General features: G+C 62.0%; 11 protein-coding genes. All 11 read left to right on the forward strand.

What is annotated here, in order from left to right:
- Window positions 1–19: 19 nt before the first annotated feature.
- The 11 genes from ABIB78_RS33510 (at window position 20) to trbF (ending at window position 11,219) form a co-directional block, all read left to right on the forward strand.
- A complete protein-coding gene (locus tag ABIB78_RS33510; RefSeq protein ID WP_429032610.1) occupies window positions 20–2,005 on the forward strand; it encodes a conjugal transfer protein TraG in 1,986 nt (661 codons plus the stop codon).
- A 7-nt stretch (window positions 2,006–2,012) separates the two neighbouring features.
- The gene (locus ABIB78_RS33515; protein WP_429032612.1) at window positions 2,013–2,441 is read left to right on the forward strand and encodes a CopG family transcriptional regulator; all 429 of its coding nucleotides are present in this window, start codon (window positions 2,013–2,015) and stop codon (window positions 2,439–2,441) included.
- Window positions 2,442–2,571: 130 nt separating this feature from the next.
- The gene (locus ABIB78_RS33520; protein ID WP_429032614.1) at window positions 2,572–3,906 is read left to right on the forward strand and encodes an MFS transporter; all 1,335 of its coding nucleotides are present in this window, start codon (window positions 2,572–2,574) and stop codon (window positions 3,904–3,906) included.
- A 257-nt stretch (window positions 3,907–4,163) separates the two neighbouring features.
- Window positions 4,164–5,078, forward strand: coding sequence for a P-type conjugative transfer ATPase TrbB (trbB, locus tag ABIB78_RS33525; protein ID WP_429032725.1), 915 nt, complete (start codon window positions 4,164–4,166; stop codon window positions 5,076–5,078).
- A gap of 1 nt (window position 5,079) precedes the next feature.
- Complete coding sequence (locus ABIB78_RS33530) at window positions 5,080–5,406, forward strand: TrbC/VirB2 family protein (protein WP_429032615.1); 327 nt, start codon at window positions 5,080–5,082, stop codon at window positions 5,404–5,406.
- Window positions 5,406–5,669 (forward strand): VirB3 family type IV secretion system protein, encoded by a 264-nt coding sequence (locus ABIB78_RS33535; protein ID WP_429032617.1) that lies wholly within the window; start codon window positions 5,406–5,408, stop codon window positions 5,667–5,669. The genes ABIB78_RS33530 and ABIB78_RS33535 overlap by 1 nt, the downstream gene beginning before the upstream one ends.
- 10 nt (window positions 5,670–5,679) lie before the next feature.
- On the forward strand, window positions 5,680–8,121 hold the full coding sequence (trbE, locus tag ABIB78_RS33540; RefSeq protein ID WP_429032619.1) for a conjugal transfer protein TrbE: 2,442 nt from the start codon (window positions 5,680–5,682) through the stop codon (window positions 8,119–8,121).
- Window positions 8,118–8,849, forward strand: a complete 732-nt coding sequence (trbJ, locus tag ABIB78_RS33545; protein ID WP_429032621.1) for a P-type conjugative transfer protein TrbJ — start codon at window positions 8,118–8,120, stop codon at window positions 8,847–8,849. Before trbE ends, trbJ begins: the two co-directional genes overlap by 4 nt.
- A complete protein-coding gene (trbK-alt, locus tag ABIB78_RS33550) occupies window positions 8,849–9,205 on the forward strand; it encodes a putative entry exclusion protein TrbK-alt (protein WP_429032624.1) in 357 nt (118 codons plus the stop codon). The genes trbJ and trbK-alt overlap by 1 nt, the downstream gene beginning before the upstream one ends.
- Window positions 9,202–10,431, forward strand: a complete 1,230-nt coding sequence (trbL, locus tag ABIB78_RS33555; protein WP_429032626.1) for a P-type conjugative transfer protein TrbL — start codon at window positions 9,202–9,204, stop codon at window positions 10,429–10,431. Before trbK-alt ends, trbL begins: the two co-directional genes overlap by 4 nt.
- Window positions 10,432–10,535: 104 nt before the next feature.
- A complete protein-coding gene (gene trbF / locus ABIB78_RS33560; RefSeq protein ID WP_429032629.1) occupies window positions 10,536–11,219 on the forward strand; it encodes a conjugal transfer protein TrbF in 684 nt (227 codons plus the stop codon).
- Window positions 11,220–11,239: the final 20 nt, after the last annotated feature.

Below are 11,239 nucleotides of genomic sequence, written 5' to 3' on the forward strand. Positions count from 1 at the left end.
TTGTGGAAGGGCGTTCGCGATGTCCGGAACCAAGATCCTCTGGGGACAGGTGACCGTTGTCGGCCTGATTGTTTTGCTGGCCATTTGGGGAGCAACCGAGTGGACGGCCTGGCGGCTCGCCTGGCAACCGGAGCTTGGGCGGCCGTGGTTCGAACTGTTGGGCGTCAAGGTCTACTATCCGCCAATCTTCTTCTGGTGGTGGTTCGTCTACGACGCCTATGCGCCTCAGGTCTTTGTCGAGGGCGCCTTCATCGCGGCGTCGGGGACCTTCGTTTCGATCGCGGTGGCGATCGGCATGTCGGTCTGGCGTGCGCACGAGGCCAAGAATGTCGAGACCTATGGTTCGGCGCGCTGGGCCGATGCGGAAGAGGTTCGAGCGGCCGGACTTCTCGGTCCGGATGGTGTGGTGCTCGGCAAGCTCGACCGCGACTACCTCCGCCACGACGGACCGGAGCATGTGCTGTGCTTTGCGCCCACCCGGTCCGGCAAAGGCGTCGGCCTCGTCGTTCCCTCGTTGCTGGCTTGGCCGGGTTCGGCCATCGTTCACGACATCAAGGGCGAGAACTGGCAACTGACCGCGGGCTTTCGCTCGCTGCATGGCCGCGTCCTGTCGTTTGACCCAACCAACCCGAGGTCTTCAGCCTACAATCCGCTGCTCGAGGTGCGGCGCGGGGAATGGGAGGTTCGCGACGTCCAGAACGTCGCCGACGTCCTCGTCGACCCCGAAGGCTCCCTTGATAAGCGGAACCATTGGGAGAAGACCAGTCATTCGCTCCTCGTCGGTGCCATCCTTCACGTCCTCTATGCCGAGGCGGACAAGACCCTGGCCGGAGTCGCCGCCTTTCTGTCCGACCCGAAGCGGCCGATCGAAGCGACGCTGAAGGCGATGATGACCACCGCGCATCTTGGCGAGCACGGTGCTCATCCCGTGGTCGCCTCGACCGCCCGAGAACTCCTCAACAAATCGGAGAATGAACGCTCCGGCGTGCTGTCGACCGCGATGTCGTTCCTCGGGCTCTACCGCGATCCCGTCGTGGCGCAGGTGACCTGCCGTTGCGACTGGCGGATCGCCGATCTGATCGCAGATGGCCGCCCTACGACACTCTACCTCGTGGTTCCGCCGTCGGATATCTCTCGGACCAAGCCGTTGATCCGCCTGGTGCTGAACCAGATCGGTCGTCGACTGACCGAGGACTTGCACGCCCGCGACCGCCGGCATCGCGTCCTGATGGTGCTCGACGAGTTCCCGGCGCTGGGACGGCTTGATTTCTTTGAGTCCGCGCTCGCCTTCATGGCGGGGTACGGCATCAAGAGTTTCCTGATCGCGCAATCGCTCAATCAGATCGAGAAGGCCTATGGGCCTAACAACGCGATCCTCGACAACTGCCACGTCCGGGTCAGCTTCGCGACCAATGACGAGCGGACAGCGAAGCGTGTGTCCGACGCGCTCGGTACGGCGACCGAGATGAGGGCGATGAAGAACTATGCCGGTCACAGGTTGAACCCATGGCTGGGGCACCTGATGGTCTCCCGTCAGGAGACGGCAAGGCCGCTGCTGACCCCAGGCGAGGTCATGCAGCTTCCGCCAATGGACGAGATCGTCATGGTGGCGGGCACGCCGCCGATCCGGGCGAAGAAGGTGCGCTACTACGAGGATCGGCGATTCACCGAGCGGGTTCTGCCGCCGCCCGATCCTGCGGCCGCCGGCCGGTCATCGCGAACGGACGGATGGTCAGCGCTCGGACCGCTGAAGCCGACGGGAGGTCCAACCGACAAAGCCGCGGAGGCCGAGGAAGACACAGCGAACAGCGGGCTGCGTCGCGAGCCCGAACTTCCCGATCACGTCGCGATTGCCAAGGAGACGACCGAACCGACGCCGGCAGAAGAATTTGCCGCCGTTTTTGACGACGACGATGCTGTCCGTCAGTCCCGGCTGATACGCCAACAGATGCGCGGTGTCGCCCGTCAAATCGCCATGGACCCGAATGACGGTATGGAGCTCTGAGGGAAATATGCGCGACCGGATGAACGTGTATTTCCCGCCGGAGCTTCTGAAGCAGATCTCGGATCTGGCAGATCGCAAGAAGCTTTCCCGATCTGCGATCGTGGAAGCGGCTGTCGCTTCATTTCTATCGCCGGACGGAGAGGACAGGCGGGAAGCCGCATTTACCCGTCGCCTGGACAGGCTGTCGCGTCAGATGCAGCGGCTGGAGCGTGACGTCGGTCTCACGGCTGAGACCCTTGCCCTCTTCATCCGCTTCTGGCTGACGATTACGCCGCCGTTACCCAACGAAGCCCAGGCGGCGGCACAAGTGAAGGGTCGGGAACGTTTCGAAGGATTTGTCGAGACGCTCGGGCGACGATTGCAAAAGGGTCAGAGCTTTCTGCGTGAAATTCCAGAGGATATCGTTCGTCAGGAGACGGACACCAAACCTGATTGAACCAGGTGGGCCGGGAATTTTGCCGATCTTTCTTTTTCCGCGCCAGCCTACGATGGCTCCAATTTAGCCAACCCGACAAGAAGCTGGACGCGCTATCGGCTCGAAAGAGCTGAGGAAAAAAAGGGCCAGCATGCAAAATTCGGAGGCATGGCGTCTCGTCGCGCGCGTTTTTCTCCCATTTGCTGCTGGATACTATCTTTCGTATCTCTTCCGAACGATCAACGCTCTGATCTCCAGTCATCTCGTCGCGGAGATCGGGCTCGGCACTGCCGATCTCGGGCTCCTCACGTCCGTGTACTTCCTGGTGTTCGCGGCGGCCCAGGTCCCGATCGGAATCTTGCTGGATCGCTTTGGCCCTCGCCGGGTTCAGAGCTGCCTGCTTTCGGTCGCCGCCGCAGGCACCTGCCTCTTCGCACTGTCCACGGGGTTGCCATCGCTCTTGATTGCGCGAGCAATGATCGGCCTTGGGGTGGCCGCGGCATTGACGGCCGGATTGAAGTCCATCGTTCTCTGGTTTCCGAGCGAACGAGTGGCCTTGCTGAACGGCTACATGGTCATGCTGGGATCGCTCGGGGCGGTGACCGCCACGAGCCCTGCCGAATACCTCCTCGGCTGGATCAACTGGCGACAGCTTTTTGAAATCCTCGCAGTCGCGACTAGTGCCACGGCCGTGCTCATTTACATCGTGGTTCCTGAACGAGCCATTGTCCCGGCAACAGGATCAATGCCCGGCACATTGAGCTCCGTTTTCGGCGATCGGCGTTTCCGGCGAATTGCCCCGTTGTCAGCCACTAGCGTGGGATCGGCCTGGTCTCTGCAAGGATTGTGGGCGGCGCCATGGCTGACCGACGTCGAAGAATTTGATCGTACGAGTCTTGTCGGACAGCTGTTCACGATGTCGCTCGTCCTTTGCGGCGGTGCCTGGTTGTTCGGCACACTGGTCCATTGCATCAGGCGAAGAGGGGGTGGAGTAGAGATCGTCCTGGCCGTGATCGCAGGGCTGTTCATCGCGGCCGAGCTATCGTTGATCCTTCGCGTGCCCTTGCCGTCACTATTGCCGTGGTCGGTGGTCGCAATTGTTGGAACGGCGACTGTGGTCAGCTTCGCGGCAATCGCTGAATACTTTCCGCCGGAACTCACCGGTCGTGCCAACGGCGCCTTGAATGTGCTGCACTTCGGTTGGGCATTTGTTTCTCAGTTCGGGACGGGCTTCATCTTGCAGCAATGGCCACTCGTGGATGGCCACAGGACCATCCTGGCCTATCAGGTCGCATTCGCTGTCAATGTCGCGGTGCAGATCACCGCCTTCGTCTGGTTCGCTCTACCGTGGCTTGGATCCTTCGGGCGGCGGATGCGTTCAATTCCGCTCTTTTTCCCTGCTAGCGTTTCCGACAAGGCCGAAACGTTCATGCCGTACGAACACTTGCTCGTGGTCATGCCGGCGGATGCCGATGCGGAGTGGTGAACCACGTCCGCAGCAAGCTTTCCGACGAATAGCATCAGCATTCAGCAGCGCTCGGCTCGCTTCGCTGTGCGAAGTATGAGTTTTCGGTCTTTCTTTTTCTACGCCAGTCTACGCCTCCCGTAAGCGCTTGTTGCGCCAAATCCGTGGGTGCCTTTTCTAATCAACCCATCTGAGAACGCTCCAGACGTTCTCATTCGGTGGGGACGGCAGTGGCAATCCATTCCATTCAATCGGAAGCGAATTCGCGCGGCGCACGAATGCTGCGGAGCGCACTTGGCGCGGCGATCGCAGGCTACCTGGAAGACGACGCTATCGTCGAGGTCATGCTCAATCCCGATGGGCGGCTTTGGATTGACCGACTGTCGATTGGCTTGGTTGACACTGGCGAAATCTTGTCTGCCGCGGACGGCGAGCGCATCGTTCGTCTCGTGGCTCACCATGTGGGCGCGGAGGTGCACGCCAGCTCACCACGCGTGTCAGCCGAGCTTCCGGGAACCGGCGAGCGCTTCGAGGGCCTGTTGCCTCCGGTCGTTGCTGCCCCTGCTTTCGCCATCCGCAAGCCCGCGGTCGCTGTCTTCACGCTCGACGATTACGTTACCGCCGGCACCATGACCTCCGGGCAAGCCGAGGCACTGAGGAGTGCGGTCGCCACTCGCAAGAATATCCTGGTGGCCGGTGGCACATCGACCGGCAAGACCACCTTGACCAACGCGCTTCTGGCCGAGGTAGCGAAGACCGCTGACCGCGTCGTCCTGATCGAAGATACGCGCGAACTTCAATGCAAGGCGTCCAATCTCGTAGCGCTACGGACCAAGGACGGCGTAGCCACTTTATCCGACCTTGTCCGCTCCTCGCTTCGACTGCGTCCTGACCGCATCCCGATCGGCGAGGTCCGCGGCGCCGAAGCTCTCGACCTGCTCAAGGCGTGGGGCACCGGTCACCCCGGCGGAATCGGCACCATTCATTCGGGTAGTGCGCTCGGCGCTCTGCGGCGGCTCGAGCAGCTCATCCAGGAAGCGGTCATCACGGTTCCGCGCGCCCTGATCGCCGAGACCATCAACCTCGTCGCCGTGCTTGCGGGGCGCGGAGCCGACCGTCGCCTCGCCGAACTCGCCGTCGTCACGGGGCTCGGGTCGGCCGGCGACTACAGCCTTTCACCAGCAGGAGACTGACATGCGTCCACGATTCCGTATTCTTCAAGGTGCTGCTTTGCTGGCGCTTGCAAGCCCGGTTGTGCTGACGACAGTGCCCGCATGGGCGGCCGGCTCGAACATGCCTTGGGAGCAGCCGCTCAATCAGATCCTGCAATCGGTCGAAGGTCCCGTCGCGAAGATCATCGCGGTCATCATCATCGTCGTAACCGGGCTTACCCTCGCTTTTGGCGATTCATCCGGCGGGTTTCGCAGGCTGATCCAGATCGTGTTCGGTCTGTCGATCGCGTTCGCCGCCTCGAGCTTCTTCCTGTCGTTCTTCTCGTTCGGCGGCGGCGTGGTGATCTGATGGACGAGGCGGTCGCAGGTTTTCTCGTGCCGGTTCACCGTGCGCTTACCGAGCCGATCCTGATGGGCGGTGCGCCGCGGGCGGTTGCGATCGTCAACGGCACGTTGGCGGCCGCCCTCGGACTTGGGCTGCGGCTCTGGATCGCGGGCCTTGTTCTCTGGTTCATCGGTCACATGGCCGCCGTCTGCGCCGCCAAGCGCGATCCCGCCTTCGTCGATGTGGTGCGCCGACATCTGCGCATTCCCGGTCATCTCAACCTCTGAGTGCTCGGTCATGATGAACCTTGCCGAATATCGCCATTCCAACGCGCGTCTTGCGGATTTCCTGCCTTGGGCTGCTCTTGTCGACAAGGGAATCATCCTGAACAAGGATGGCTCGTTCCAGCGGACAGCGAAGTTCCGTGGACCTGACCTCGATAGCGCGGTGCCAGCTGAACTTGTCGCGGTCGCCGGTCGTCTGAACAACGCACTTCGCCGCCTGGGATCCGGCTGGGCCGTGTTCGTTGAGGCGCAGCGCCATTTTGCCGGCAGCTATCCTCCGAGCACATTTCCGGATGTCGCATCCGCGCTGGTCGACGCCGAGCGCAGGGCCCAGTTCGAGGAGGCCGGCGCCCACTACGAGTCCAGCTACTTCCTGACTTTCCTCTATCTGCCTCCGGAGGAGGGCGCAGCCAAGGCAGAGCGACTGCTCTATGAAGGGCGCGATCGGACCGTTGGAGCCGATGCTCGCGAGGTACTTCGCGGCTTTATCGATCAAACCAGCCGCGTACTCGGACTTCTGGAAGGATTCATGCCCGAATGCGCATGGCTCGATGATCAGGCCACGCTGACCTACCTGCACTCGACGATCTCGACCAAGCGTCATCGGGTTCGCGTGCCCGAAATTCCCATGTACATCGATGCGTTGTTGGCGGACCAGCCGCTGACCGGCGGTCTCGAGCCGATGTTGGGCTCGGCCAATCTGCGAGTTCTTACCGTCGTCGGCTTTCCAGGCGCGACCGCGCCGGGAATTCTGGATGACCTCAATCGCCTGCCATTCTCGTACCGGTGGTCGACGCGCGCGATCATGCTCGACAAGACCGATGCCACCAAGCTTTTGACCAAGATCCGCCGCCAGTGGTTCGCCAAGCGGAAGTCGATCGGGGCCATTCTCAAGGAGGTCATGACCAATGAGGCCTCGACGCTCCTCGATACCGATGCACACAACAAGGCGCTAGACGCCGACGCTGCGTTGCAGGAACTGGGTTCGGATCAGATCGGACAGGCCTTTGTCACGGCAACTATCACCGTCTGGGACGGCGATCCAGGTGCCGCGGACGAAAAGCTGCGCCTAGTCGAGAAGGTCATTCAGGACCACGATTTCACCTGCATGATCGAGACGGTTAACGCCGTCGAAGCCTGGCTCGGCAGCCTGCCGGGACATGTCTATGCCAATGTGCGGCAGCCGCCGGTTTCGACGCTCAATCTGGCTCACATGATTCCGATGTCAGCGGTGTGGGCGGGCGAGGCGAGGGATCTGCATTTTGGCGGTCCGCCGCTCCTGTTCGGCAAGACCGAGGGATCAACCCCCTTCAGGTTTTCGCTTCACGCCGGTGACGTCGGCCATACCTTGGTGGTGGGACCGACAGGTGCGGGCAAGTCGGTGCTGCTGGCGCTGATGGCAATGCAATTCCGCCGTTACCCGAACTCCCAGGTGTTTGCGTTCGATTTCGGCGGTTCGATCCGGGCGGCCGCACTTGCCATGGGTGGCGACTGGCATGATCTCGGTGGTGCCTTGTCTGACGGAGGCGATCAGCCCGTCGCGTTGCAGCCGCTGGCCTGGATCGACGACGCTTCCGAGCGCGGATGGGCCACCGAATGGGTCGGTGGAATCCTGGCACGCGAAAAGGTCGAGATCACCCCGGAGGTCAAGGACCATCTGTGGTCGGCGCTGACGTCTCTCGCGTCAGCGCCGAGGGAGGAACGTACGCTGACCGGCCTGTCAGTCCTGCTGCAATCGAACTCCTTGAAGCGCGCTCTTCAACCCTATTGCTTGGGTGGTCCCTCCGGGCGCTTGCTCGACGCCGAATTCGAGCGCCTTGGGGAATCATCAGTCCAGGCGTTCGAGACCGAAGGGTTGATCGGGACGAGCGCGGCGCCAGCCGTGCTAGCCTACTTGTTTCATCGCATCGGCGATCGTCTCGACGGCCGTCCGACGCTTCTCATTGTCGATGAGGGTTGGCTCGCCCTCGACGACGACGATTTTGCCGGCCAGCTCCGGGAATGGCTGAAGACGCTTCGCAAGAAGAATGCCTCCGTCATCTTTGCCACCCAATCGCTTTCGGACATCGACGGCTCGGCAATCGCGCCGGCGATCATCGAAAGCTGTCCAACACGACTATTGCTGCCGAACGAACGGGCAATCGAGCCGCAGATCACTGCGATCTACCGCCGCTTCGGGCTCAATGACCGCCAGATCGAGCTTCTGAGCCGGGCAACGCCCAAGCGTGACTATTACTGCCAATCTCGCCGCGGCAACCGGATGTTCGAACTTGGGCTTGGTGAGGTCGCGCTCGCCTTCACGGCGGCCTCATCCAAGACAGACCAGGCCGCCATCGCGCAGCTCCTCGCCGAGCATGGAGCGGACGGCTTCGTGCCGGCCTGGCTCCAGCACCGCGGCGTCGCTTGGGCCACGGACCTGATTCCCAGTCTCGTCAATCTGGAGAAGTCGCAATGAGGCGCCTTGGTCTATTCGCCGCCGCGGGCACGATCGCCCTGACGCTTTGCGTCACGGCGCCCGCACGAGCGCAGTGGATCGTCTTTGATCCCAACAATTACGTCCAGAACGTGCTGACCGCCGCGCGCGAGCTGCAGCAGATCAGCAATCAGATCACCTCGTTGCAGAACGAAGCGCAGATGCTGATCAATCAGGCCAGGAATCTGGCAAGCCTGCCGTACTCCTCGCTCCAGCAACTGCAATCCTCGATCCAGCGAACCCAGCAATTGCTGGCGCAGGCCCATCGGATTGCCTACGACGTCCAGCAGATCGACCGCGCGTTCTCGACCAGCTATGCGCCGGCGAGCGGCAGCCAGTCCAGCCAGCTTCTGATCACCAATGCTCAATCGCGCTGGCAAAACTCGGTCGCCGCGTTGCAGGACTCGCTCCGGGTTCAGGCCGGTGTCGTCGGCAACCTCGATACCAACCGCGTCCAGACCTCGGCGCTCGTGACGTCGAGCCAGGGTGCCAGCGGTGCCCTGCAGGCGACCCAGGCTGGCAATCAGATCCTCGCGCTTCAGGCGCAGCAGCTTGCAGATCTCACCGCCACTGTCGCGGCACAGGGCAGGGCGCAGAGCCTTGAGGCGGCGCAGCGCGCGGCAGCCCAGGATCAGGGGCGAGAACAGCTCCGGCGGTTTCTGACGCCGGGGCAGGCCTATCAATCTCAGGACGTGCGGATGTTCCACTGATGACCGATACAGGCCCATTCAAAGCGCTATCGCTACTGATGTCGGTCGGGGTGCTGGCCGTAGCAGGCTGCGCGATCCAGCTTCGTGGCAGAGAAGATAGTTCTGCGCCGCCAGCGGCAGAGCAGACCAAAGACGTTGACCGATCCGAGCTTGCGCGCTGCCGCACCGTCTCGTCCGAAGATGCAGCGGACTATCAGCATTGCCAGAAGGTCTGGGCTGAAAATCGCCGTCGCTTCTTTGTCAGGCGGGACGGTGCTGCCGCTGCGGCAACCGGCGTGATAGCCGCGCCAAAAGATCAGAGCCGGATGCCGCAAGGATATCCGTCCGCCGCGGCGCCGGAGGTGGATAAGCCATGACGGGCACCGGCATCATCGACCAGTTCCTTGAGACATTCACCCGCTACATCGACAACGGCTTCGGGCTTTTGGGCGGCGAGGTCGGGTATCTCGCGACAACGTTGGCCGCGATCGATATCACCCTCGCTGCACTTTTCTGGAGTTGGGGCACAGACGAGGACATCATTGCGCGTCTCGTCAAGAAAACGCTGTTCGTTGGGGTCTTCGCGTATCTGATCGGCAATTGGAATAACCTGGCACGGATCGTCTTCGAGAGCTTTGCCGGTCTCGGACTGAAGGCATCTGGATCAAGTATTTCAGCGTCAGACTTCCTGCGGCCGGGAAAGATCGCGCAGGTCGGACTCGATGCCGGAAGGCCGATGCTCGAGTCGATCCCGAACCTGATGGGCTACATCAGCTTCTTCGAGAATTTCGTCCAGATCGTCGTTCTCCTGTTCGCATGGCTCGTGGTGCTGCTCGCCTTCTTCATTTTGGCGATCCAGCTCTTCGTCACACTGATCGAGTTCAAGCTCACGACGTTGACCGGCTTCGTTCTCATTCCCTTTGGCTTGTTTGGCAAGACGGCATTCGCGGCGGAGCGGGTCCTCGGCAATGTCATATCGTCCGGGATCAAGGTTTTGGTGCTGGCTGTCATCGTCGGCATTGGCTCAACGTTGTTTTCACAGTTCACGGCGGGATTTGGCGGCGTACAGCCTACAATTGAAGATGCGATGACGCTGGTGCTCGCGGCGCTCTCCTTGCTGGGTCTCGGCATCTTCGGTCCGGGAATTGCGAATGGCCTGGTATCGGGCGGACCGCAGCTCGGCGCCGGTGCTGCGATTGGGACGGGGCTTGCTGCCGGCGGTGTTGTTGCGGCGGGTGCCGGCCTTGCCGCCGGTGGCGCTGGTCTCGCTGGTGGTGCGCTCGCTGGTGCGGGGCGTGGTGGGGCTGCAATGGTGGGTGGTGCATCCGCGGCGTATCGAAGCGGCGGCCTTGCTGGCGTCGCGGAGGCGGGTGGCTCGGCTGTGATGAGCCCGTTACGTCGAGCCGTGGCTGCATTCGGCAGCAGTGGGCAAACAGGTGAGCCTGCCGCTAGCACTTCCGCGGATGGGCAACCCGATTGGGCACGGCGCATGAAACGCGCCCAGACCATTCGGCATGGTGCGTCGGCAGCCGGCCATGCCGTGCGCTCCGGTGACCATGGCGGAAGTGGCTCCTCAGTCGATCTGTCCGAAGGAGAGCGCTGACACAACAGAGCGCCGCTTTCGTCACCCGCCGCAGGCTGCGACGTCTCAAACACGGGACACTACTCGACCGAAACCAATCACTCGATCCCCGAGGGTAATAATCGATGTTCAAACGACCTTCCGTTCATTACGGGCGAATGCCCAAGCCGGTCACGCCTTACCAAAAGGCAGCGCAGGTATGGGACGAGCGCATTGGATCCGCACGCGTACAGGCCAAAAACTGGCGCTTCATGGCCTTTGGCTGCCTCACGCTGTCCGCCGGTCTTGCAATCGGACTTGTCTGGCAATCGGCACAAGGGTTGATCACGCCCTGGGTGGTCGAGGTCGATCGTCTCGGCCAGGCCCAACGGGTTGCGCCGGCCAACATCGACTATCAACCCACCGACGCGCAGATCGCCTACCATCTGGCACGCTTCATCGAGGATGTCAGGGGCCTGCCGACCGACGGCATTGTTCTGCGCCAGAACTGGCTCCGGGCCTATGACTTTACGACCGATCGCGGGGCGGTCGCGCTCAACGATTTTGCGCGTAGCAACGACCCCTTTGCCAAGCTGGGCAAGGCGCAGATCTCTGTCGATGTCTCCAGCGTCATCCGTGCGTCGCCCGACAGCTTTCGAGTCGCTTGGATCCAGCGCACCTACGACAACGGTTCGTTGAGCTCGACCGAACGCTGGACCGCGATTCTCACGGTTGTCGTCGAGACGCCGCACGATGCCGAACGCCTGCGCAAAAATCCCCTTGGCGTCTATGTCCGCGCTATTAACTGGTCGAAGGAGCTAGGTCAGTGATCAAGACGTCGCCGAACGCT

It is taken from the genome of Bradyrhizobium sp. I1.14.4, assembly GCF_050435825.1.
Classification (GTDB): domain Bacteria; phylum Pseudomonadota; class Alphaproteobacteria; order Rhizobiales; family Xanthobacteraceae; genus Bradyrhizobium.

Bases quoted from the DNA above. Each gene is read 5' to 3' on its own strand.
- ABIB78_RS33530 (WP_429032615.1), top strand. From the start codon at position 5,080: ATGCGTCCACGATTCCGTATTCTTCAAGGTGCTGCTTTGCTGGCGCTT.
- ABIB78_RS33510 (WP_429032610.1), top strand. From the start codon at position 20: ATGTCCGGAACCAAGATCCTCTGGGGACAGGTGACCGTTGTCGGCCTG.
- trbJ (WP_429032621.1), top strand. From the start codon at position 8,118: ATGAGGCGCCTTGGTCTATTCGCCGCCGCGGGCACGATCGCCCTGACG.
- trbB (WP_429032725.1), top strand. From the start codon at position 4,164: ATGCTGCGGAGCGCACTTGGCGCGGCGATCGCAGGCTACCTGGAAGAC.
- ABIB78_RS33515 (WP_429032612.1), top strand. From the start codon at position 2,013: ATGCGCGACCGGATGAACGTGTATTTCCCGCCGGAGCTTCTGAAGCAG.
- trbF (WP_429032629.1), top strand. From the start codon at position 10,536: ATGTTCAAACGACCTTCCGTTCATTACGGGCGAATGCCCAAGCCGGTC.
- trbL (WP_429032626.1), top strand. From the start codon at position 9,202: ATGACGGGCACCGGCATCATCGACCAGTTCCTTGAGACATTCACCCGC.
- trbK-alt (WP_429032624.1), top strand. From the start codon at position 8,849: ATGACCGATACAGGCCCATTCAAAGCGCTATCGCTACTGATGTCGGTC.
- trbE (WP_429032619.1), top strand. From the start codon at position 5,680: ATGATGAACCTTGCCGAATATCGCCATTCCAACGCGCGTCTTGCGGAT.
- ABIB78_RS33520 (WP_429032614.1), top strand. From the start codon at position 2,572: ATGCAAAATTCGGAGGCATGGCGTCTCGTCGCGCGCGTTTTTCTCCCA.
- ABIB78_RS33535 (WP_429032617.1), top strand. From the start codon at position 5,406: ATGGACGAGGCGGTCGCAGGTTTTCTCGTGCCGGTTCACCGTGCGCTT.